Source organism: Peptostreptococcus sp. (assembly GCF_036639115.1).
In the GTDB taxonomy this organism is placed as follows: Bacteria; Bacillota; Clostridia; order Peptostreptococcales; family Peptostreptococcaceae; genus Peptostreptococcus.
Genome location: NZ_JAVWJH010000003.1, coordinates 78224 through 103340, shown reverse-complemented (window position 1 = coordinate 103340; position 25117 = coordinate 78224). Strand labels below are relative to the sequence as shown.

Annotated in this window: 16 protein-coding genes; 3 read left to right on the top strand and 13 right to left on the bottom strand. The window is 30.7% G+C overall.

Annotated elements, in window-relative coordinates:
• Positions 1-25 precede the first annotated feature (25 nt).
• Complete coding sequence (gene prdA / locus RR561_RS04750; RefSeq protein ID WP_332506397.1) at positions 26-1927, bottom strand: D-proline reductase (dithiol) proprotein PrdA; 1902 nt, start codon at positions 1925-1927, stop codon at positions 26-28.
• 1422 nt (positions 1928-3349) lie between these two features.
• Complete coding sequence (locus RR561_RS04745) at positions 3350-5110, bottom strand: sigma 54-interacting transcriptional regulator (RefSeq protein WP_332506395.1); 1761 nt, start codon at positions 5108-5110, stop codon at positions 3350-3352.
• A gap of 961 nt (positions 5111-6071) precedes the next feature.
• On the opposite strand from RR561_RS04745, the gene prdC reads away from it, so the two are divergent.
• Positions 6072-7385 (top strand): proline reductase-associated electron transfer protein PrdC, encoded by a 1314-nt coding sequence (prdC, locus tag RR561_RS04740; protein ID WP_332506394.1) that lies wholly within the window; start codon positions 6072-6074, stop codon positions 7383-7385.
• 406 nt (positions 7386-7791) lie between these two features.
• A complete protein-coding gene (locus RR561_RS04735; protein WP_332506392.1) occupies positions 7792-8373 on the top strand; it encodes a flavodoxin family protein in 582 nt (193 codons plus the stop codon).
• Positions 8374-8562: 189 nt separating this feature from the next.
• Here the strand turns inward: RR561_RS04735 and selB are convergent, their stop codons facing one another.
• From selB to RR561_RS04710, 5 genes are all read right to left on the bottom strand, one after another.
• Positions 8563-10452, bottom strand: coding sequence for a selenocysteine-specific translation elongation factor (gene selB / locus RR561_RS04730; RefSeq protein WP_332506391.1), 1890 nt, complete (start codon positions 10450-10452; stop codon positions 8563-8565).
• The gene (gene selA, locus RR561_RS04725; RefSeq protein WP_332506389.1) at positions 10452-11885 is read right to left on the bottom strand and encodes an L-seryl-tRNA(Sec) selenium transferase; all 1434 of its coding nucleotides are present in this window, start codon (positions 11883-11885) and stop codon (positions 10452-10454) included. Before selA ends, selB begins: the two co-directional genes overlap by 1 nt.
• Before the next feature lie 119 nt (positions 11886-12004).
• Complete coding sequence (gene selD / locus RR561_RS04720) at positions 12005-13057, bottom strand: selenide, water dikinase SelD (RefSeq protein ID WP_332506388.1); 1053 nt, start codon at positions 13055-13057, stop codon at positions 12005-12007.
• A 185-nt stretch (positions 13058-13242) separates the two neighbouring features.
• Positions 13243-14226, bottom strand: coding sequence for a hypothetical protein (locus RR561_RS04715; protein WP_332506386.1), 984 nt, complete (start codon positions 14224-14226; stop codon positions 13243-13245).
• A gap of 228 nt (positions 14227-14454) precedes the next feature.
• On the bottom strand, positions 14455-15237 hold the full coding sequence (locus RR561_RS04710; protein ID WP_332506384.1) for a helix-hairpin-helix domain-containing protein: 783 nt from the start codon (positions 15235-15237) through the stop codon (positions 14455-14457).
• 430 nt (positions 15238-15667) lie between these two features.
• On the opposite strand from RR561_RS04710, the gene RR561_RS04705 reads away from it, so the two are divergent.
• The gene (locus RR561_RS04705) at positions 15668-17602 is read left to right on the top strand and encodes a D-alanyl-D-alanine carboxypeptidase family protein (protein WP_332506382.1); all 1935 of its coding nucleotides are present in this window, start codon (positions 15668-15670) and stop codon (positions 17600-17602) included.
• Between the two features lie 208 nt (positions 17603-17810).
• On the opposite strand, the gene RR561_RS04700 is transcribed toward RR561_RS04705, so the two are convergent.
• The 6 genes from RR561_RS04700 to RR561_RS04675 all read right to left on the bottom strand — a co-directional run bounded on the left by RR561_RS04700 (position 17811) and on the right by RR561_RS04675 (position 25019).
• A complete protein-coding gene (locus tag RR561_RS04700; RefSeq protein ID WP_332506380.1) occupies positions 17811-18134 on the bottom strand; it encodes a DUF2325 domain-containing protein in 324 nt (107 codons plus the stop codon).
• A 265-nt stretch (positions 18135-18399) separates the two neighbouring features.
• Complete coding sequence (locus tag RR561_RS04695; RefSeq protein ID WP_332506379.1) at positions 18400-21075, bottom strand: cation-translocating P-type ATPase; 2676 nt, start codon at positions 21073-21075, stop codon at positions 18400-18402.
• Between the two features lie 342 nt (positions 21076-21417).
• Positions 21418-22335, bottom strand: coding sequence for a WYL domain-containing protein (locus RR561_RS04690; protein ID WP_332506378.1), 918 nt, complete (start codon positions 22333-22335; stop codon positions 21418-21420).
• Between the two features lie 295 nt (positions 22336-22630).
• The gene (locus RR561_RS04685) at positions 22631-23008 is read right to left on the bottom strand and encodes a RidA family protein (RefSeq protein WP_332506376.1); all 378 of its coding nucleotides are present in this window, start codon (positions 23006-23008) and stop codon (positions 22631-22633) included.
• Positions 23009-23135: 127 nt separating this feature from the next.
• Positions 23136-24353 (bottom strand): threonine ammonia-lyase, encoded by a 1218-nt coding sequence (gene ilvA / locus RR561_RS04680; protein ID WP_332506375.1) that lies wholly within the window; start codon positions 24351-24353, stop codon positions 23136-23138.
• 279 nt (positions 24354-24632) lie between these two features.
• Positions 24633-25019 (bottom strand): YhbY family RNA-binding protein, encoded by a 387-nt coding sequence (locus tag RR561_RS04675; RefSeq protein WP_332506374.1) that lies wholly within the window; start codon positions 25017-25019, stop codon positions 24633-24635.
• Positions 25020-25117: the final 98 nt, after the last annotated feature.

The window sequence follows — 25117 nt, the reverse complement described above, 5'->3', positions numbered from 1 at the left end:
AACAACCTTAATTTAATATTATATACTACTTGCTTTCTACTGGAGTGTAAGTATCCTTAACTGTACCAGCATCTATATCTTCTCTTTCGTATAATCTGCTTCTCTTTTCAGTCATGTTAAGAGTAGTTTCATTATCTTCTAAAGGAATTGTTACTCCTAAAGCACTTTCTATAGCATCTATGTTGTTCAACTTAACGTTGTTATTCCACTTTCTTTCAGCAGGCTTAACTTCTTCGCCTTCGATAGCGTTCTTTAACATAGCTACTATTCTGTGAGCTTCTTCTGGAGCTAGTGTATTGTTTTCAAGTATTTCATTTTCTATACCCTGTCTAGACTTATTATTGTCTACCATGTTAGTCATGTACTTGTTACCAACAACTAGAGCACCCTGAACAGCACAGAAAGATACACCTACTACTGGTATTCCTCTCATACCTATCTGTTCGATATGTGAAGCGAAATCTATATGGTTATTACCGAAACCTTCAGTAGTTACTACTGCTCCGTCAACTTCCATAGATTCAACTAACATACCTAATCTCTTAGATACATAGAACTTTTCTGAGTTAGCCTGAGGTGATCCAACGAATACTACACCTACTAGGTCTAGTTCATCATCTTCCATTACTCTCTTAACTAATGGCTCTCTCCAGTAATGTCTTGACATTTCCTTAGAAGCAGGTCCTATACAAGTTAATGCATGGATACCACCATCTAATACTTCAAGTGGAGATAATACAACTGGAACGTTTCCTAAGTCAACGTTAGGTCTAGCGCCTAAAGTACCAACTGGTTCAACTGGTAGTATTAGGTTATCATGCATAGCACCCTGTCCCATTATTTCCTTTACTATTACTACTTTTCTCTTTCCGCTTCTTCTGTACTGGTTGATTTCTTCAGTATCAACTACTAAAGATTCATCTTCAACAGCCTTAAGAGCTTCTCTTATTTCCTGAGTGATGTAGTCAAATGCCTTATGAGCTGCAAGAGGTCCTGGTCTTTCCATGTTAGTACCTTCTTTTATTGTTACCTGTCCCTTAATGAATATTTCACCAAAGTCAGCTGCACCTGGTCTACCCCACATCATTGTTGTATCCATTGCACCTTCAGAAGAACCGAATTCACCTATCTGAACGCCATTTGCATCAGTACCAGTAAGTACCATTACAACACCGTCAAGAACTCTAGTAACACCTTCACCAAGATCACCTGATTCCTTAGTTGCTACTGGCTGTAAGTCAAGAACTGCTTCTGAATATTCATCATATCTGTCCTGAGTTATTATATCTAACTTCATGTCATATACAAGTTCTTCAGTATCTACAGCTTCCTTACATATTTCTTCTGGATGTCTTATTGTAAGAGTAGTTCCGTTGATTTCAGTTACATCACCGAATACTACCTTTTCTATCTTATAGTGCTTCTTAGTAAGACTTCTTATTAGCTTAGTTTCTTCAACTATTTCTTCAGCTGGAGCTGCTTCTACTATTGTACCAGCCTGTCCTGCTGCTGCAGCGATTCCTGTTGGTATTTCAAGATTGATATCTTTACCTTCACCTATATGAATCTTTATTGTTCCACCTAAAGCAGATGGAGCTGCTACTGTAGTTGTTGCTGGAGCTACTGCTTCTTCAGCTTCTTCTTCAGCATCCTCTTCAGTTTCTTCTACTAATTCAGAATACCCTTCCATATTATCTGTAGTCATTGTACCAAGCGCATCTAAAGTTTCCTTCATTGTAGCACCTAATGCCTGACCAATTGTTAGAGCATTTTCTGGAATTTCCAGTAAACCAGAATCAATTAAATCTGGGAATATAGCTGGATCTTCAAGATTTGCCGCCTCTACTACTGTTCCTGCTTCAAATCTGCAACAGCAGACTGCTGGATCATTAGCATGAGCTTTTGCTGTTTCATTAGTTATTGACATAGCAAAAAACCTCCTTAAAAGTTAAAATTTAATTTATAACAAATATATATAATTCCCACCGCAAAAAATTGTCTATTGTGTTTTTTAATTATAGTAAAACGGTTTTTCCTTATATATATTTTTTTGTGAATTGATCTTAAAATAGATCTGCAAAACATAAATATCTTCCATGATATACAAAGTAGATATTTATCTGTACTTCTTAGTGACATCGTCACACTTTTGTTGAGATACCTATATTATATTATTATACTGTTAATTCTATTATAATACAAATACTCCTTATTTAACACCCTTTAAACAACTACTTAAACAAAACATACTACCACCTCTATATATAGCAAACTTAATGCCAACTTTTTCATTTTTATTATAAAAAAGTAATTAAGTATATTTACTTATTTTTTTAAATATATACTTTTACAATTGTTGCTTTAACATGAATAGAAAATATCTATAACTAAGATGTATTTTTTCAATGTGTCTGTTTGCCGACAATTTTTATAAAAAAAACTACTAAAAACTTTTTTTATTTTTCCGCATAAAAGACTACATACGTGTAAAACACTTATGTGTAAACGTTTATCATGTAGGAAAAACTTTTTATGTCAGTTTTCCGCCTTTTTGTCAGAAATCAGACATAATATTTCAAATGTTTTTCAGTTGTTTTTTAACTCAATTTTTCGACTTTTTAAACTTTGTTTAAAATATCAATTTAAATTATATTTTATAAAATTTTTAAATCTTATAAAATTTTTAAATCTTATATCGATTTTCTATCACTTACTATATATCCTTGGTATTTCTAATAACACTTTAGTTTAGCTTAATCCCTCTTAAAGTTAAGTATGCATTAACTATTATATATATTTATTAATATATATGAGTAAATATCTAAACTTTCAAAACTACACATACAAACACTACTATTTGTTTTCACAAAATAAACACTCGACATCTATATAAGCAATTTTCATGCCAACTTATGTTATTTTGCACTTTTTAAAGTTTTTATCTATTTTACCTAATTATATTACAGTTTTTATCTATCATCTTTATTATTTTTATTTTTATTTTTTATTTCTTTTTTTACTCAACACTTTTTGTGTTCGTTTTTTGAACATATGTATCATTTTTAGACGTTTAAACGTTTTCTCGCTTATATTAAAGCAATTTTACATAATAATTCTTATATTCGTATAACATTTTTTATATCTTATTTTTTATATATATTTTATTTTCAAATGTATTTTTTAATTTTTTATCGTTTTTTCATATATTTTTTTATGTTGACCTTATTTAAATAAATTAAGTCAATATTTTAAAACACAAAAAAAGATGTTCAATTTTCTTACAGTAATACTGTATAAATTTAAACACCCTTTTTACATTTACATTCTAAACATTTTTAGTATATTTATTTTAATTGTCTATATCATATTGATTGATTTTATAATACAAGGTAGTTCTAGGTATATTCAATATTTTAGCAGCTTTACTCTTATTTCCCTTTGACATTTCAAGAGCTTCATTTATTTTATTAATCTCTAATATTTCAATAGCCCTGTTTAAGTCCATCGGATACACTACATTTGTAGGCTTCTTTACAGCCTCAATTATATACTCTGGTATATCATCTACTTCCAAAGTTGGTCTAGATGATAAAACTACCATATTTTCTATTGTATTTTTTAATTCTCTTATATTACCCTTCCATCTATATTTTTCTAGTACCTTAAATGCCTCTTTACTTATCTTAAGAAAAGGCTTAGCATTTTCTTTACACTGCTCTTCTAAGAAATGATATATCAATATTCCTACATCTTCATTTCTTTCTCTTAATGGTGGTAACTTTATTTCAACTACATTCAATCTATAAAATAAGTCTTCTCTAAATTTTTCTTCTCTTACCATTTCTTTTAAATCTTTATTGGTTGCAGAAATTATTCTCACATTCACTTTGATCATTTCTCTGCCACCAACTCTCATGAATTCTCTTTCCTGAAGAACTCTTAGTAGTTTGACTTGCATATTTAGTGGCATATCTCCAATTTCATCTAGAAATACCGTACCGTTATTTGCTAGTTCAAAAATACCACTCTTACCATTCTTTGTTGCTCCTGTAAATGCTCCTGGCGCGTACCCAAAAAATTCACTTTCAAATAATTCTTGAGGTATTGCACTGCAGTTTACTGGTATAAACGGTCCTTCTCTCTCGCTATACTTATGTATAGCCCTTGCAAACACTTCCTTACCAGTACCACTCTCACCATTTAACATTATAGAACTGTTAGTTTTGGCTACTTGCTTGGCAATATTTTTTGCCTTTTCAAACGGATAACTCTTACCTAATATCTGGTCAAACTCGCTCTTTGAAAGTGATTTTACTTCATCTTCTAAATATGCTAATCTGTCATTTGCAACTTCTAGCTCTTGAGATAACTTTGTTGCATCTGTAATATCCACCTCAGTACATACAACTCCAACAAATTCATCATTGAAATATATAGGGTTCGCTTGAACAAATCCGTATAAATCTGTATTATCATCAATCTTCTTAGAATAATAAAAATCATTCATACTTTCTCTAGTGGTCAACACTCTCTCCATAATTGTGTCTTCTAGAAAATCATTCATTTTCTCACCAACCATATCGCTGGCGCGAATATCATATCTTTCTTCCATAAATTTATTCCAAAGTATTACTACTCCATTTTTATCGATAGCAGCTATACCTTCATTTATTTGTTGCGTAACATATTTTAGAGTTACAAACTTCTCCTCTAATGTAGAATAATTATTGTATTTTATATTCTTCTCTGTCATATAGCCAACAATTTTTTCATCATCATCTATAATAATGTTTACATATGCTCCATTATCCAATAAATCTCTAAAAGATGAAAAATCATAATCGCTACTAACTAGCTTAAAATCCCTATTTAATACACTCTTTACTTCAACATCTCTATATTTAAAATCATATCTTTCAATTATTTCCGACATATCTAAAATAGACAAGTAACCTGCAATTGTATTACTAAGACTATCCATTACTATAATTAGTTTATTCTCGGTTACCATGTATTCAAACACTTCGCCTATAGTACAGTAGTCTTTTACAACTTTAAAATCCTTCTGAATTACATTTTCAAAAGATTCTTTGATGGGGACACCAAACATATATACACCTCCAATATCTATTATCTATTTATTCAATTATATCACAAGAAGTTGTCTTCTATAATCTAATTATTCGTGTTTTTTAATGAATATATTTGCTTGACCCATATTCTTAATTTTAAATTAAAAACAAATAAATAATATTGTTTCATATACACTAGTAACTACACAAGATCCAACTATTTCTTACTAGAAACATAATATACCATATTAGCTCTTAAATCTATATATTTTCTGATATTAGTTCAGAAAATATACAATAAAGTATAATTTTTATTAAAAATCAGTTCTATTTATTATTCTATCATAGTTTTTTTAGATTTTTCTATTAATAGTACTATTTTTAGTTATTATGATTTAGCCCATATCTTTAATAGATGATATCTATAATGATTATAGATATAATTTTGAGTATTTTTTCTAATTTATGATAATATGTAATTATATATTAATTTATCTATTTTTAATCAATTAATTTGTATCTGTTTTTTTCTTTGCCCATAAATTTTGCTTTTTCATGCTAACATATTCGCTATAAGTCATGCTATACAAGCTTTTGACTTTCAAAAAAACATATTTTATTATTATTCTCTACATTATATATAGTATCTTTTAAGACCTTTTTTTCTTATATATAAAAATATCTATGATATTAAGACGTTTTTTTATATATTTACAAATTAATAAATTAACTTTTATAAATACACTATTAACTTTTATCCATTATATGATATAATAGGAACGTGAGTAGATGAGCTTGCTATAAACAGTTCTTTACCCACATCATTTTATGTTAATATTTTAAATAAAACATATAAACTTAAACACTAGCGGCTCATATGCTTTTGACTTTTAGTCTAAAGTGGTTAGCTAAGCGATACTTAATAAAACTAATACACTTACAAATAAACTACAGATTATTAACACTACATACAATTTATTATTTTAAGGAGGCAGGATTATGTCAAATACTATTCACTTATTATTAAAGCAGAATATTGGCGCAAAGAATTCTCCAGTAGTCAAAGTTGGAGACGAAGTTAAGAGAGGACAGCTAGTAGCAGATTTCGAAGGTTTAGGTGCTTACCTACATGCCAGTGTAGATGGTAAGGTTATAGAAGTTACTGAAGATGAAATCGTTATACAGCCAAATGAAGTACAAGGTGAAGACTTTGTTAAAATTGAAAAGGGCGCAACTATAGCAGAAACAGTTAAAAATGCAGGTATCGTTGGTCTTGGTGGTGCTGGTTTCCCAGCTCATATCAAGTTAGGTACTGATCTTGGTGGAACTGGATACGTTCTATGTAATGCAGCTGAATGTGAACCAATATTAACTCACAATATGCAGCAATTACTTGCAGAACCTGAAAAACTACTAAGAGGTATGAAGCTTTGCATGGAATCTTGTAATGCAGCTCACGGTGTATTTGCTATAAAGGAAATTCACGAAAAAGAAATACTAACAATGCAAGAAATAATAGATGATGAAAGAATCTCTGTACATATATTACCAGATATGTACCCAATGGGAGAAGAAAGAGCTATCGTTAGAGAATGTTTAGGAATTGTTCTTGAAACTGATAAGCTACCAGCAGAAGCAAATGCTGTAGTAATAAACTCTGAAACAATGTGTGCAGTAGCTAGTGCAGTTGATGAACTTAAGCCTTTAATCGAAAAGGACTTAACAGTAGCTGGATACTTAAACACTGCTAATGCTCTTGAAATATTCAAGAACGTTCCAATTGGTACAAGAGTTGGAGATTTAATAGAAAGAGCTGGCGGATTATTTAAGCACGGCGAATACGGCGAAATAATCATGGGTGGACCTTTCACAGGAAAATCTACTAACTTAGATGCAGTTACAACTAAGACTACAGGTGGTATATTAGTTACTAAGCCATATCCAAAGGATGACAGAAAGATGGGTCTATTGGTTTGTGCTTGTGGTGGTAACGAAGATAGATTAAGAGAAATCGCTGGTTACATGGGATCTACAGTAGTAGGTGTTGAAAGATGTAAGCAAGCAATCGAAGGTAAGGGTGGCGCATTAAAGTGTGAAAACCCAGGACATTGCCCAGGACAGGCTCAGAAGATGCTTGCTCTAAAGAAGGCTGGTGCTCAGACAGTTCTTATTTCAAACTGTACTGACTGTACAAATACAGTTATGGGTATTGCTCCAAAGATGAATATACCAGTATATCATCAGACTGATACTTCATTAGATACTATGCACATCGAAAGAATTAGATTCTTAAAGGATGGACAAAAGAAGTAAATTACTTTTTATATAAAAGAAGACAGATAATCTGTCTTCTTTTTTTATTTGATGCTTTTTATAGTATACTTATTAAAGCTCTTAGTTCGCAGTAATTTTATAATGATTTTAAGGTACAAACTTCAATTAAATATGTGCTTATTACACAAAAAAATATTTATTTGTTCGACAAACACACATATGTTCAATCTATGACATTTCCTCTATAATCTATATCAATCGACCTCCCATTATTTCTTACATAATTCAATCTATTATTTGTAAATATTTTATACTTATTCAAGATATAAGTATTATTATTTCTAATATTCTGTTATATTTAGTATATAGGTATTAGAGTCTACTCTATCTATCTATTTATTTATAATAAATTATATAAATCAATTATTTTTTACGGAGGTATTATATGAAAGTATATATTTTGATGGGAAGTCCAAGAAAGGATGGCAATACTGCTTCATTACTAGACCCATTTGTAAGTGAACTTGCAAGAGATGATGTAGAAGTAGAAACAGTTTGGCTGCACGATAAAGAAATTAGTCCTTGTATTTCATGCAGAGTATGTCAAAATGATTGGACAAAGTTTGGATGTTTTCACAATGATGATGTCGCAGAAATTTTTGATAAAATACTAGAGTCCGACCTAATAATATTAGCTACACCTATATATTCTTGGTATTGCACTGCACCTATGAAGGCACTCTTAGATCGTTTAGTCTATGGTATGAATAAATATTATGGAGAAAAAAAAGGACCTTCTCTATGGGAAGGTAAGAAATTATCCATTATTACAACTTGCGGTTATAGACCTGAAAAAGGAGCAGACCTTTTTGAAACTGGAATGAAAAGATACTGTAAACATTCAAAGCTAGAATATTTGGGTATGCTTGCTGAGAGGAATCTCGGATACAATCATGACTTTATGAATACTGAAAAAAAGAAAAACGCTGAAGAATTTGCAAAGAAAATGTATGAACTTTGTAACTAGCCATAAAAATACTAGTAATAATCCTTATAAAATTTAAAAATAAGACTAATTATATACACATTTTCTAGATAAATAAGACTAATTATATACACACTTTCTAGATTTATATAAATGAACTCTTGTCTAATAAATACATTACAAATACACAAAATAATGGATAGGAATCCCCTATCCATTATTTAAAATCAATTAATATAACACTCTCTTATTTTCCACTCTTTTAGTTATCTTTTGTTTATCGAAACTTTCAAGTATTATCATGCAAATTTTTCTGCTAGAATCCATCATATCTCTAAACTCTGCAAGACTCATTTCACCATTTTTCTGAATGAAATCTACCATCTTCGTCTTTGCTTCTTCATATAGTTTTGTTGATATAATATATTCATCGTCTAAAAGTTGAACTTCCGAACCAATCATCGAGTCTAATACTTCTTTTTTTGCCTTATCTCCATCACAGATATCATCAATTGTTGAGATGTCATTATATCCCATAGAATTTAATTTCTTATCTAATTGTAATTTTAATTTCTTTTGTTCATCATTTAATTCTACACTAAATTCTTTCAAAGAAACGAGATTGTTTACAATTTTTATTCTATCATTATCAAGCACAAGCGATAAAAATCCATCTATATCTTTCGCCTTAAATGATGAATCAACTTTTGTACCTGCTTCTTGTTTCAACATGCCCGTTTTAAGAGGGTTTTCTTTATGATATTTTTCTAGTATTCTTATGAGTTTTGATTCTAGGAAATCAAAATACTCTTTATGTACTACTCTATTATTTATTTCAGATATTTTGCCTTCTACTTTTAACTCACTTAATATCTCTTCTATTTTTCCCTTAGATAGACTTACATAGCTCATCATATCAGATATTTTTGGATAAGTTGACGAATTATTTTTCAAAAATACTTCTAGTATTGATTTTTCATCACCTGATTCCTTAATTTTAAGCTCTTCTATTACACTTCCAATATATTTATTGATACTATGCTTTTCTTTGGAAACATCAATGATTACTCCACCACCAATTGTATCCATTGGGGAATAAGTTCTGATTACAAAAGGGTCTTGTTTTTTACAAACGATCTTTTCTTCAAGCCTTAATTGTACAAATCCTTCATCTCCAGCTTTCATTATTTCTTTTTCTAAAGGCACTGCTCTACATAAGATTTCTCTTGTACCATGATATAATTTTAATCTATCCCAATTTTCTATTTTACAGCCTTCGTGATTTAAAAGTTTTATTTTGACATCTATCATCATAGATTCAAGCAGGGAGTCTGGAGCTGCCAAAATATCTCCTCTTTCAATATCATTCACTTTGATATTTGCTAGATTTATCGCAGTTCTTTGACCTGCAAATGCTTCTTCTTCATTATTACCATGTACTTGAATATTTCTAACAACCGCCTTTTTGGCCCTTGGATATATTTCAAGTTCATCATTTAATTTTATTTGTCCTTCAATAATAGTTCCAGTAACAACCGTTCCAAACCCCTTAATAGAAAATACTCTATCTATATTTAATCTAGCAGGCAGATGATTATTTTTCTCTTCTACCTCATCGCTCATTTCATCTATTTTTTGAATTAACTCAGGTATACCTCTTTTGGATAAAGAATCTACTCTTATTATATCTGATCCTTCAAGAAATGTTCCTACTAGACCTTCTCTAATGTCATCTTCTGCTAGTTCAATCATCTCGTCATCTACCATATCACACTTAGTCATTACTACTAAGCCTTTTTTAATGTTTAAGTAAGACAATATATCTATATGTTCTATAGTTTGAGGCATCATACCTTCATCTGCAGCTATTACTAATAATACCATATCTAGCCCTGATGCTCCTGCTAACATATTTTTGATGAATTTTTCATGACCTGGAACATCAACAATACCAACATTTTTACCACTTGGTAGATTAAAATAAGTAAAGCCTAAATTTATAGATATACCTCTTTTTATTTCTTCATCAAGCGTATCAGTTGCTCTTCCTGTAAGAGCTTTTATAAGGCTCGTCTTTCCATGATCAATATGTCCTGCTGTACCTACTACTATATGTTTCATTAATTATCCCCTCCTAAAGCCTTAACTGTTTCTAAAGCAATTTCTTCAAATTGATCTTCAAAAATTGTTCTGACATCTAGGATGTATTTATCATCATAAACTCTTGCTATTATATGTGAATCACTAAGTCTTAGTTTTTCTTCAAAGTGACCTACACTCATTTTTTCTGGTTTAATAGCTACTGCTACTGAATTTAATTCCTCAGTAGGCATAGATCCCCCACCAACTTGACCTTTGCAGTCCTCAATTGATAAATCAACTGATATAGATTTCTCTAGTAAGGCTGATTTTATCGTTTTCAAAAGATTTTCAGCTTTTACTCTTAGCTCATCATATGTATATGTAAGCATTCTTAGTGTAGGTATATTTTTTATAGCTTTCTGCTCATCAAGATAAAATCTTAAGGTAGCTTCTAGCGCTGCTATTGTCATTTTGTCTACTCTAAGAGCTCTTGTAAGCTGATTTTTTTTCATTTTTTCTATATATTTTTTCTTTCCTACAATAATACCTGCCTGTGGTCCACCTAGCATTTTGTCTCCGCTAAAACTAACCACATCAACACCTTTATTGATTGAGTCAAATACTGTTGGTTCGTATGACATGCCATACTTAGAAAGATCTACAAATACACCGCTGCCCAAATCCTCAACTACAGGTAAGTCATATTTATCTCCCAATTCTCTCATTTGCTCAAGTCCTACATCTTCTGAGAAACCGACTATTCTATAGTTACTTGTATGAACCTTCATCAATACTTTTGTATTTTCTGTAATTGCGTCCTCATAATCATTATAGTGTGTTTTATTTGTTGATCCTACCTCTACCAAATCCGCACCACTAAGAGACATAATACTTGGTATTCTAAAAGCACCACCAACTTCTACTAGTTCTCCTCTTGAAACAATAGCTTCTCCACCCTTTGCCATTGTACTTAAAACCAATAAAACTGCTGCTGCATTATTGTTTACTACCAAGACATCTTCTGCCCCTGTAATTCTTTTAATCATTGCTGTTAAATGATTGTATCTAGATCCTCTATGACCTTCATCTATATTATATTCTAGATTTGAATATCTTGAAGCTGCATTCCATAGCTCTTCTTTTATATTTTCGCTAAGTAAAGACCTTCCCAGATTAGTATGAACAACAATGCCAGTGGCATTTATAACTTTTTTCAAAGATAGTTCATATGACTTTTGTGCCAAATTAATGCTTTCTATTATAATATCTTCCTCTTCTAATTTAAATGTTTCTATTTCTTTATCATCGATAGAAACTATTAACTTTCTATACTTGTCTACAGTAGTTCTTATTGAATCCAATACTATACTTCTAGGTAATTTTGTACACAACTCTATTATTCTATTGTCGCTTAATACTTCATCAACTGATGGAAGAACTGCGAATAATTCTTTTTTATTATTATCATTCATATTTTATACCTTCTCCAAACTTCAGATTTTATTTTTTAATATCTTATAATAGTTTCTATATAGACTCACCCAGTATTACTACTAGGTGCACCATATATATATTATACTATAATATTCAATTAATGTACTTCTAAATATTTTTCTTGTTTTGGAATGACTTCTCCTATTACTGCAGCAGATATTGTTCCATTTAATAACATATCCTTTACAATTTCATCTGCATATTCGCTTGGAAGTGATATCAATAATCCCCCAGATGTCTGTGGGTCGTGGAAAATATCTGAAAGAGCCTCTTCTACATTTTCAGATATATATGTATCATCTTGAACATAACCCATATTTTTGTATGCACCCTCGGGTATTATACCCATTCTGGCAAAATCTAGTGCATGATTCATAATAGGAACACTCTTAGAATCAATTGATATAGTTACCTCTGACGCCTTTGCCATCTCAAGAGAATGTCCTAAAAGGCCAAAACCAGTAATATCTGTTACAGAGTTTACTGGAAATTTATCCAAGCTTTTTGCTGCATATTTATTTAGGTGAATCATTACCTCTATTACATGATTAGATGTTTCCTTATCTACAAGTTCTGCCTTCATAGCCGTATTCATAATTCCTGCACCTATTGGTTTTGTTAGAACTAGCTTATCACCAGCCTTTGCTGTAGAATTTGCAAGTACTTTATTTGGGTGAACTATTCCCGATACTGATAAACCATACTTAGGTTCCTGATCATCTACAGTATGTCCACCTACAAGAAGGCATCCACTTTCATTTACCTTATCTGCTCCACCTCTAAGTATTTCTGCCAATACATTCATATCATGACAAGATGGGAAGCATACTATATTCATAGCAACAGTAGGTTCTCCACCCATAGCATATACATCTGATAGTGCATTTGCTGCAGCAATCTGTCCAAATATATATGGATCATCCACCATCGGTGTGAAAAAGTCCAAAGTCTGTATCAATGCCAAATCATCAGTCAACTTATATACAGCCGCATCATCAGCAGTATCAAGTCCTACCATAAGATTACTTACCTTGTCACTTGTATTTTGTGGTAATTTTGCAAGAACTGTAGCCAGCTCTTCTGGTCCTATTTTAGCTGCTCAGCCTCCTGCTTTTGTCATGTCTGTCAATTTTTTATATTCTTTTGCCATTTTTTCTCCTTAAAAAAATAATAAGAGGATTGCATTCCAAAAAATCGGTGGCATTTTCCTCTTATATTTTAAACTAATAATAAATGTTTTATTTTATAAAAATATTTATTATCTATATCTCAGCTCTTGCTATAAATAGAATATTAAATATTTATATTTATGAAAGAAACAAATTCTATCTTTCTTTAAAATTCATAACCAACTTTTTCTTCTTTTGCCTTGTCATATATAGCTTTTCCTGTTACTACATCCTGTGTACTTATTCCAACTGACTTGAATACAATTATTTCATCATCATTTTCTCTTGAAATAATTTTTCCATTAATCATGTCTCCAAGATCACCTGTAAAATCAGCTTCTGATATTTTGCCTTCTTTTAAAGGTGTTATAATACAACCTGCCTCTGATAATACTGCTTCTTTTGAGTCAAAGTATATTTTATCTGCCTTCATAAGAGTTTTTTCATCTATTTCGTGCATAGTAGGCATATAAGAACCTACTCCACATACAAGTGCACCCTTCTTTAAATTATCACCATTGATAATTGCTTTAGTAGAAGTCGTTACCAGTACTACTATATCTGAATCTAACACTGCTTCATCAGCACTGTTAGAAGCTATTACTTTTATCTTGCCTGAGTATTTATCTTGCATCTTTTTGGCAAAAGCTTCCCTCTTTGCTTGAGTTCTAGAGTGTACTTTGACCACCTTCACAGTATCACATCCAGCAACTATAGCATCAAATTGAGACTCAGCCTGTCCACCTGTACCTATCAAAGCTGCGGTTTCTGATCCTTTGCGAGCAAGAAGATCTATAGCTGAACCTGAAGCTGCCCCTGTTCTAATTTCTGTAACATATGTTCCATCTAATATACAGTTAACCACTCCAGTCTTGTCATCAACTAACAATACTGTTCCTGGTGTAACTGGTAAGTTTTGTTTTGTGTTATCAGGAAATACAGATACTATTTTTAGCCCTGCAACTCCTATATCGCCTACATATCCAGGCATAAAAAGTATATTTCCATTTGCATTTTCTGATGCAAAATTTGTTCTCAAAGGAGATATACTCTTTCCCTTACTGAATATTGAATAAGCTAATTTATCTGCCTTTATGGCATCTTTCATTGTAAAAATTTTTTCTATATCTTCTCTATTTAAAAGTAACATTTTTTGTCCTCCAGTAACCTTCATTAAAACCACAATTAGACACTTTTTCATACTACAATTATAACACAAAAATATATTCAATTCTATAAGTCTAAATAGTAATGATGATTTATTTCAACTATTATTTATTTGATCTTCAATTATCCCTTATAGAGAATAGCTATATCAATATTAAAGAATACTCTACCTTAAATATCAACCTTTCCCGTTGGCTAATATTTTTGAAAATTATTTTATATCAATATATTCTTTCATGTTTTCAAATTTTTTATCGCCTATTCCAGAAATATTTTTTATATCATCTATACTCGAAAATTTCCCTTCTTTTTCTCTGTAGTCAATAATTTTTTTGGCAGTAGATGGTCCAACACCAGTTATTGTTTGTAGTTGGTTTTCATCGGCAGAATTTATATTGATTTTAGATTCTTTTGAGCTTGAATTAGATGAATTGTTGGTATTATTATCAGCTGTTACATTTGGAGATTTTATACCATTGGAACTAACAGCAGATAGGTCATCTTCTCTACTGCCTTTATCATCTTGACCAATGTAAGGGATAATATAATGCTGAGAATCCTCAAGATTCATAGCCAAATTTATTCTATTAATATCTGCATCCTTAGTCGTACCACCTACCTTTTTTAATGCATCATCTAATCTCATATTTGAATCCAAGCTTATTACACCTGGGTTGGCAACAGCTCCTGTTATATATATCGTTATATTTCCACTTTTTTTATTATTTTGTGATAGTACATTCTCCTTGCCAACTTTCTTTTTTTCACTATCTAATACAACCCCATCTTTTTTATCAATTGAATAATTTATTTCAGAGTTACTTGACTCATTTAATTTTTCTCTTCTATCCAATAGTCCAAGTCCACCAGAAAATATGATCTTATAAAGCAAAAAAATTATAATTATAAACGTTATAATAGCTTTTTTCTTATCAATTTCTGAAAGTTTATTTTTAAAAATATCTAATTTTTCTCTCTCTTTATTTTTACCCATTTTATCCTCCATCTAATTCTAAATACACATAATTCTTTTGAATTTGCTATGTATAACAATTTTCTTATTATTTTTAATTCTATTTTCTATTTACATAATTTCTCATCTTGCTATTATATAATTATTCATTTTAAAATATAACTTATATGTTTTTTATATAAATTCAAATTTCCTTTAAAAACTAATTATTATTAGATTCTCTAATATATAAAGCAATCTATTCATATATATATAGTCATTAATTTGAAATTTCTACACCAAAAATAAGGAAATATGTGATATACTATTTTTGCGAACTATATTTAAATATAAATAGGCAAAGGAGGTCGATGCGTAGTACAAATATGTCTTATAAGAGGTATATTACAGCAATCTTATATTTTTTATAAACAAATTTTGATGTATTAGTACAATGCATCCTATAAAAATTATGCTCAAAAAATTTATTTCCATTTTTTCAGCAACTATACTATGTGTAGCTTTATTATCTAGCTCAGCAGTAGGTGTTTTTGCAGATGAAAAAACTGAATTAGATTCATTACCGTCAAAGCATATGGTTTTGATGGACTATAATTCTGGAAAGGTATTATACCAAAAGGATGCTGATACAAAAATGTATCCTGCCTCAACTACTAAAATATGGACTGCCTTTTGTGTTCTAAAAAAAGCTGATGATGTCAATGAAATTATAGAGATTAAAGATATGCCAACTGTAGAAGGTTCTAGTATGTATCTCGAAAATGGAGAAAAGTTCACTGTTTTGGAACTTTTACAAGCTCTCTTGATACACTCTTCAAATGACGTTGCGTATGTTTTGGCTAGACACTATGGAGATGGCAATGCAGATAACTTTATTAAATATATGAATGAAGAAGCCAAAAAATATGGTGCACTGCATACACATTTTAACAATCCACATGGTCTTCCAGATGAGGAACATTATACAACTGCACTAGATATGACAAATCTTTCTAGAGTAGCATTCGGTGATGAAACGATCAAAAAAATTGTTTCAACAAAGGAAGTCAGTTTCAAAAAAGGTGATAATTGTAAGCTTGATAGACAGATGTTTAATAGCAACAAATTTTTAGCTTGTAAACAAAATATGGAGTATAAGGGCAAAGAAGTTCCAATCAAATATGATATAGTTGATGGAATAAAAACTGGATATACAGATGATGCTGGAAACTGTCTTGTATCAACTGCACAAAAAAATGGTGTAAGGCTAGTTGCTGGTGTATTTGGTTCTCCAGGAGGAAGTTTGTACCATGATTCGAGAGCCCTGTTAGATTATGGATTTGATGGATTTAAGGTAGTTACTATTTTTAAGAAAGAAGATATGAAAGGCGAGAAAAAAGTAAAGTTTTCTACACCTTCTTCTATAAAATACAGCCTTGCCAATGACTACATCATAACAATACCAAAGAATGATAACACTTCTAAAAAAGATTATAAAACCAAGTTAGATTTTGAAAATTTGAAAATGCCCGTTAAAAAGGGTGATATCATTGGTACTTTAAATATCTTTGAAGATGGTGATATGGTCTCTAGTATAGGCTTGGTAGCAGAGAATGAATCAAAAACATATACTCAATACATGATGAGTATGCTACCTTTTGGAAATTCAAAAAAAGAAGATCCTAAAAAGGCTTCTTCCGATAAAAAAATTAGTAAAGATGAATCGAAAAAAACTAATAAAAAAGATTCTGATAAAAAAGAAAAAGAAGCAAAAGACAATGAAAACAATAATAGTAAAAGTTCAAAAGAAACAAAGGATGAATCTAAAACTTCTGACAAAGTAAAGACTGAAGTATCCAATTCCTTCAATGGATTTATAGGTATTTTTTATGGTATAGGAGATTTCTTTAAGAATATATTCTCATCAGATATAGTAAAAACTTTTGAATCTAGTAACTTCTATAAGTTCTTAGATAAACAAATAAGTAGTAAAATCAGTTTTATCCCTTCAAAAGTTATTATATTGGGAATACCTATTATAATAGTTCTTGCTGTTATAATGCTTATAATAGGAATATTAAGAGATAGCTTTAAGAAAAACTCAGATAAAAAAGAAAAAAAATCTAGAAAAGAAAGAAAAGCTGACAAAAAGGCTAGAAGCGAGAGAACGTCTAATAGAAAATCTGAAATGAACGTTGATGATATTGTTCCAAAAGACCTTGATAGTTCGGCTCCTGATGAAAATATTGATAACTCTAAGGACCGTAAGTCTAAAAAAAGAAAAAAACTTAATACAAAAGAAAAATCAACTTCAAAATCAAAGGCAAGCTATAAAGAAAGCACTGTAGATAACAGTGACTCTACAAAACGAATACCTGTCATAAAAGATTCCAAAGACAATAAATAAAGACAATAAATAAAGTAAAAAAGACTAGGAAAATATTCCTAGTCTTTTTATCTATTAAATATTATAATTTATACTCATTTTTATTAACATTTCTTAAATCTATTAATTTCCCTAAACAATCATAGGGTTTTATAATGACATCATACATAAAATATTTCTTAAAATATTATATCAGCCTCTAATACTTATATACACTTATAATCAAATACTAGTTCTTATTACATCCCTTACATTCCGCACAGTTACCTAGGCAATAATCAACATCTTCAAGACACTTAGTAAATGCAACCTTACTACTGTTTTTGTGTCTTATAATAGGTATAGACATTTTTTTTGCATGTGATTCTACAATTTTTGTCATTTTGTGTGACACAGTAGAAGTCAGTATCACTATTGCATCTGGACTTCCTATTGAATTTTTCACCTTACTAGACATAGTTGTATATACCTTCGCCTTATACCCCTTATTTTTTGCCAATTTGTAATAATCTTTCTCCATTCTCTCATGACCACCAATCACTAATAAACTCATAAATTACCTCCTAAAATATACTCTTTCTAATTAAACTATATTGATTAATATCCGAATAAGTAAAACATCCTCAAATTATTTTTTTATATATGATATAAGAATGTTATAATTATTATTTTTTATTCTAAACAAGGATGATAATAATTATCATCCTTGTTTATATAATATAAGAATATTTAATTTTTGTCAAGTCTTATTGATAACTTTTCTTAATTATTAATGATTTTCTTAATTTTATTTTTCTATATTCCTATCCATAAATAAATTATTTTCTAATTTTTTTAGTTACTTCCATACATAATACTGCTCCTAAAGAAAGTCCAACTGCTATTGCTAATTCTCTAAATGAGTATGCCATAGGTATAGCAAATATAGCTCTTACGCTTGGTAACAATACTATTCCCAAAAGTAATAAACAAATCAACACTGCATAAATTACATATTTGTTTGAGAAAAATCCTGCTGAAAATGCACTATTAAAGTCAGATCTACATGCAAATGTCTGGAAAGTTCTAGACAAAAGAAGTGTTGTAAATGCAAGTGCTACACCCATTTGTGAAGATGTTTTCATACCTATATATTGTGCTATTATAGCGGCTATACCTACAAATATACCACGCGATAGTATGGATTGTAGCGTTCCACCACCTAATAGACCTTCATTCTTTTCTCTAGGTGATATTTCCATTATTCCCTTTTCTGGCTTCTCCATTCCCAAAGCAATAGCTGGTAGAGAGTCATTTACCATATTTATAAATATTAATTGAAGTGCTGTATATGGGTTTGACCAGTCAGCAAACACAGCAAATAATATAGATATTATGGCACCAAGATTTCCTGAGAACAAGTAAGTTATTGATTTTTTGATATTACTATATACTGTTCTACCAACCTCTACTGCATCTATAATACTGGCGAAGTTATCATCCATTAAGACCATTGCAGAAGCGTCTTTAGCAACTTCTGTGCCACTTCCCATAGCAATACCTATGTCAGCATTTTTAAGAGCTGGTGCGTCGTTTACGCCGTCACCTGTCATAGCCGTAACTTTATTTTTTTTCTGCCAAGCTGCTACTATTCTAATTTTATTTTGTGGTGACACTCTTGCGTACACACTTATTTTTTCTAGATCTTTATCTAGCTGATCATCACTAATATTATCTAATTCTAATCCTGTATAGGCCATATTTCCATTTTCAAATATTCCTATTTCCTCTGCAATAGCCACAGCTGTTGTTTTGTGGTCTCCTGTAATCATTATCGGCTTAATACCTGCTGATTTTGCCTTTTCTACTGCATGTATTACTTCTTTTCTTGGAGGGTCGATCATAGCTATCAGACCTATAAATATAAAATCTTTTTCATAGTTTACATCAATTTTAACATCATCGCCCATTATTTTATATCCAAAAGCCAATACTCTAAGTGCTTTTTTTGAATAATTTTCATTTTGAAGTTTAATTTTATTTAAAATTTCATCTGTCATATCTATTACTTTATTGCCCTGCAAAACTTTTGTACATCTAGATAAAAGTATGTCTGGAGCTCCTTTTGTAAACATCAAATTCTCAGAATTGATATTATGGGCAGTTGACATCAGCTTTCTATCTGAGTCAAATGGTATCTCTTGAAGTCTAGGATATATTTCTCTTACTCTATTTGTCAAGTATCCTGTCTTATCAGCAAATACTGTAAGGGCAACTTCAGTTGGATCTCCCAGCTCGAGACCGTCTTCTTTTACAACTGAGTCATTACACAATGCTGCTGCATAATTAATCATAGCCTCTGATGAAAATTCATCCATTGAAATATCTTCCAATACTTCCCTATCTTCTACTTTTTCTGAAACTGATTCATTTCCATTTTTATAAGTGTAGTATCCTACTGCTGTCATTTTATTCATTGTAAGCGTTCCAGTCTTATCTGTACATATTACAGAAGTAGAACCCAATGTTTCTACAGCTGGCAGCTTTCTAATTATAGAGTTCTTCTTTGACATAGTCTTTGTTCCTGCAGACAACACTATAGTAACTATAGATGATAGTGCCTCTGGAATTGCTGCAACAGCTATTGCAACTGCAAACATAAATGAGTTAAGAACTACTTGCTTCATGTCAGCTCCAGTACTGTGTCTAGTAGCTCTAAATACCTGTATTGCAAAAATAAATATACACATTGCCACAATAGCTATTCCTAGCTTTTTAGAGAATTGTTCTATATTTGATTGCAGTGGCGTCTGCTTTGTCTCTGTACTTTCCAAAAGACCTGCTATTTTACCTATTTCAGTATCCATACCAGTGCTCGTACATACATATGTTGCTCTACCATTAACTACCATTGATGTTGAATATACCATATTGATTCTATCACCTACAGTACATTCTTCATTTATTCTTTCTGTATTTTTCTCTGCTGGTTCAGACTCTCCTGTCAACATTCCTTCCACAATTTTCAAGGACTCTGCTTCTAGAAGTCTACCATCTGCTGGTACATAATCTCCAGCTTCCAATAAAATAATATCTCCGGGTACTACATCTACTGAAGATATAGTTATTTTTTCGCCATTTCTTATTACTTTAGCATTTGGTACAGACATTTGCTTTAAGCTATTTATAGATGATTCCGCCTTTTTAGTCTGCACCGTTCCTAATACAGCATTTAGTATCAATACTAGAAATATTATCAGCGATTCTATTACAGAACCAGTTGCTATCTGTATTAAGGCCGCAACTATAAGAATAATTACCATAGGATCCTTAAAACTCTCTAGAAATATCTTCCAGGTTGGATCACCCTTTTTTTCTCTTAATTCATTTTTACCATATTCTGATAGCCTTTTTGAAGCTTCTTCATTGCTCAATCCATCTTTAAACGAATAAAGCGAATCTAGTGCTTCTTCACTACTCATCATATAGTGTTTTTCATTACTATTGTTTTTCATAATTTCCTCCTTAAAATAAGATTATTTTTTATCTAATCTAAAATGGTTCAAGCGAGCACTATATCTATTATTATACCCTAAAAAGGTTATTTAAAATAAAAAAAGCCCGACTGCAATACTTCAAAATAGGCGCACTTCACCAATTTTGAAAGTCTCGCTGCCAAGGCATAATAATCCTCGTTCCACTACCCGAGTACCAAAGGTACCGTCCTGACGAATAATGGCTGTACATGGGTGTACATCGCTACTCCCCTTCTATACTTTAGTATATAATAATTATATACAATTGTCAAAATATAATCGTTAATTTTACAAAAATATTACTATGTCTATTTCATTCTATTAAAACTTAGTTTCCTCGATTAATTTTATAGCTTTTTTTAATCTTGACTCCATAGTGTCCCTGAGTGATTCTGGATTCATTATCAATACCTCCTCTAAAAATTGGAAGAAGTATACCTCAGCCTGTGCCTGCGAACACTCAAATACCTTTGTATATTTATCTTTTAATTCATCTTCATCTAGATTTATAATTTTATTTATTTCTTCACTTTTGTATACTAGCTTTTTATCTAGCTCAATTGGTCTATTCAGAGTTATTTTACTTAAATTTTTTATACCTTCTTCGCTAAATTTAACTTTTACATATTCTCCATACGATAAAAACGCATCATAATATTCATCTACTCTTTTAAGTAGATCAGAATTTTCATCTTCAAAACTAACTTTATTAAATTTAATTTCCAAAATTCTAGAAATTCTAAAACTTCTAAAATCCTTTTTATTTTTACAATATGCAATTAAATAATTGTATTCCTCTTTTGCTGTTGTTTTGATACGGTAGGGCTCTACTATTCTATACTCACTCTTACCATCTTTAAAATACTTTATCTTCAAAGATTGTTTATTTAATATTGACTTTTCTAGATCCTTAACTATACTATTATATATTATTAACTCTCTGATATTTAGTGGCTTAGATAAATAAGAAACTATGTATCCTCTTAAAATTTCAGATTGATGCCTATCTTTTTGTTCGTTTATAATATCATTCCACTTGCTCTTATTTTTTTTATTAATGAGCACATTTACAGTTTTATTTTTTCTTTTGTCTTTATCTATTTCACTGTATGCTGGAACTAAATTTTCATTGCTTTCTATTAATCTATTTATAAAAGTATTGAATTTTAAGCCATTTTTTTTCAAATCTCTCTCAATTCTCTCATGAACATCTTTTTCAATAGTTAAACCAACCTTCATTATAATCACCTCTGTCTTAATTATACAATCTATAATATATGACTGCAAGACCTAACATCTGAAAAAATTATTCAGTTATATATTTTCATACATCTATTATCTAAATTTTTTTCTTGATTTCACCTTATATATATTGAGATTACTTGATTTTTATATTTATTTACTACTTATTTCATACATTTATCAATTAGAATAAATTCATTAGATAATTTTTATTTTATATAAGAATTTTATGTCTTTTTATTTAAAATAAAAAAGTGTGAGAGATAAATCTCCCACACCAAATATTTTAATATTATAGAACTACTAAAACTTCAACTTCTACCTTAGCACCCTTTGGTAATTCCTTTACAGCTACACAAGATCTAGCTGGCTTGTGATCTCCAAAGAAATCAGCATATACTTCATTTACTCCACCGAAGTCTGCCATATCAGTTAGGTAAACTGTAGTCTTAACTACATTAGTTTCCTTAGCACCTGCTTCAGTAAGTACAGCCTTTACATTCTTTAAAGCCTGAGCTGCCTGAGCCTTGATATCTCCCTGTACTAATTCACCAGTTTCTGGTACTAGTGGAATCTGACCTGAACAATATAATACATTACCTTCCTTTATAGCCTGTGAATATGGACCAACTGCTGCTGGAGCATTCTTTGTAAATAAAACTTCTGACATATTGATTTCCTCCTAATTTATTTGATAATCTTATTATACACTTATTTTATTAAAAAATCAAGCAAGTTAACCATGCTATACATCTTTAAAATAAGTCTTTTATTGTTTTTTTCTAATTATTTAAATTTTATAGATATTCTGCTTTTATACCATTTTCTACAAGAGCAGACTTTATTATATTTATTTGGTCAAAACTTACTGTTTCTATAGTAGCTTCAACAATTTGCTTTTTAATGTGCTTTCCTGTAGCTAGCTTGTCTTGATTTATACTTAAAACATTTGCTCCATTTTCTGCAAATATAGATACAAACTTTGCAAGAGCCCCTGGTTCATCTGCCAATTCAGCTACCATGCTCAATCTTCTTCCCTGTTCCTTTAATGCAACACTCATAATTCTATATAGTGTATTGATATCTATATTTCCACCTGATACCACGCATACAACATTTTCTCCCTTAGCTGGCTTATATTTACCAGATAAAAGTGCCGCTGTACTTACTGCACCTGCTCCTTCACTTACTAGCTTTTGATTTTCCATCATAAATAGTATTGCTTCAGCTATTTCTTCTTCAGTAACAGTTATTATCTCATCAACCTTTTTAGAGATTATATCAAATGTCAAATCTCCTGGTGTCTTAACAGCTATACCATCTGCTATTGTTACATCATTAAATGCTGAAGTAACCTTACCTGCTTCATAAGAAACCTTCATAGATGGAATATTACAAGTCTGAACTCCAACTATCTTAACATCTGGTTTTAGACCCTTAAGAGCTGTAGCTATGCCTGCTACTATACCACCTCCACCTACTGGAACTAATACAGTGTCTACATTTCCATCAAGCTGTTCAAATATTTCTAAACCAATTGTTCCCTGTCCAGCGATTACTTCTTTATCGTTGAATGGTTCTAGGAATGTAGCCCCTGTTTCTTGCTGAATTTCTACTGCCTTAGCATGAGCATCATCATATACATTACCGTGAAGCACTACCTCTGCACCATAGCTCTTTGTTGCTGCTACTTTTGATACTGGAGCTGTGGCTGGCATACAAATTGTCGCTTTTATTCCAACATTTTTTGCACTTAAAGCTACTCCTTGTGCGTGATTTCCTGCACTAGAAGCGATTACTCCATGAGCCTTTTCCTCATCTGTAAGATGGGCAATCTTATTACATGCTCCTCTTATCTTAAATGAACCAGTTCTCTGTAAGTTTTCACACTTATACCAAACCTTTGCACCTGTTTTCTCAGATAGTCTAATATTTTCAAGAAGGTCAGTCTTTAAAACGACATCCTTGATAGTCTCTCTTGCTTCTTTTACATCAGTTAATGTAACCTTTTCCATTTCCATGTCTCCTTTTTCTCGAGTTATACAAACACCCGCACCTAAAATTATTTCTATTTTTTGAGTTATACAAACACCCTTTTTGATGCAAGATACCTTTATATTTAAGATTTTTTGATATAAAATAAATAATTACGAACATATTTTATTTCTTAAACATAACTTGCCTACGTATTTAATATAATACTATCAGAGAAAAATTTCAACATCAAATTCAATTTTTTTATGTTTTTTTCAAAAAAAATAATAATCGGCATTAAACCGATTATTATAATAAATTTATTTTCTATTTCTCTTTCCTAGCTCACTTGCTTGTTTCTTAGTCATTCTTCCGCTCTTTGTTTCTCCCTTTTTCTTAGCCTTTGCAGGTCCATGTCCAGGGAAAAGAATTTTAGGTTCATCTAAATTTTTCTTATATATTGTAAATTTATTACCTATAGACTGTACATACTCCGCTCTTATAGCCTCACAAACCTCATTTGCAGCTTCTTTCGCATCTATTCCAGCCGTTTCTAATATAGTTACCTTTACAAGCTCTCTAACTCTTAACTGATCATCCAATTGAGATAAAAATTCTTCTGTAATACCTTCCTTACCTATCTGAGTAGTAGGTTTAGTTGTATTTGCAAGAGATCTCAAATATGAGCGTTTCTTTCCATTTAACATAATTTCACCTTTCTAAATAACCATTTCTTATGGTTATAATCTATATTATCAAAATAAAACTCCAATTATAATTTTTAAATTACTTTTTAAAATTTTAT

Coding starts and splice junctions, on each gene's coding strand:
- RR561_RS04675 (WP_332506374.1), bottom strand. CDS start 25,019: ATGTTAAATGGAAAGAAACGCTCATATTTGAGATCTCTTGCAAATACA.
- selB (WP_332506391.1), bottom strand. CDS start 10,452: ATGAAACATATAGTAGTAGGTACAGCAGGACATATTGATCATGGAAAG.
- RR561_RS04695 (WP_332506379.1), bottom strand. CDS start 21,075: ATGAAAAACAATAGTAATGAAAAACACTATATGATGAGTAGTGAAGAA.
- selA (WP_332506389.1), bottom strand. CDS start 11,885: ATGAATGATAATAATAAAAAAGAATTATTCGCAGTTCTTCCATCAGTT.
- RR561_RS04685 (WP_332506376.1), bottom strand. CDS start 23,008: ATGTCAGAAGTTTTATTTACAAAGAATGCTCCAGCAGCAGTTGGTCCA.
- prdC (WP_332506394.1), top strand. CDS start 6,072: ATGTCAAATACTATTCACTTATTATTAAAGCAGAATATTGGCGCAAAG.
- RR561_RS04710 (WP_332506384.1), bottom strand. CDS start 15,237: ATGGGTAAAAATAAAGAGAGAGAAAAATTAGATATTTTTAAAAATAAA.
- RR561_RS04735 (WP_332506392.1), top strand. CDS start 7,792: ATGAAAGTATATATTTTGATGGGAAGTCCAAGAAAGGATGGCAATACT.
- RR561_RS04700 (WP_332506380.1), bottom strand. CDS start 18,134: ATGAGTTTATTAGTGATTGGTGGTCATGAGAGAATGGAGAAAGATTAT.
- RR561_RS04705 (WP_332506382.1), top strand. CDS start 15,668: ATGCTCAAAAAATTTATTTCCATTTTTTCAGCAACTATACTATGTGTA.
- RR561_RS04745 (WP_332506395.1), bottom strand. CDS start 5,110: ATGTTTGGTGTCCCCATCAAAGAATCTTTTGAAAATGTAATTCAGAAG.
- ilvA (WP_332506375.1), bottom strand. CDS start 24,353: ATGGAAAAGGTTACATTAACTGATGTAAAAGAAGCAAGAGAGACTATC.
- prdA (WP_332506397.1), bottom strand. CDS start 1,927: ATGTCAATAACTAATGAAACAGCAAAAGCTCATGCTAATGATCCAGCA.
- RR561_RS04690 (WP_332506378.1), bottom strand. CDS start 22,335: ATGAAGGTTGGTTTAACTATTGAAAAAGATGTTCATGAGAGAATTGAG.
- RR561_RS04715 (WP_332506386.1), bottom strand. CDS start 14,226: ATGTTACTTTTAAATAGAGAAGATATAGAAAAAATTTTTACAATGAAA.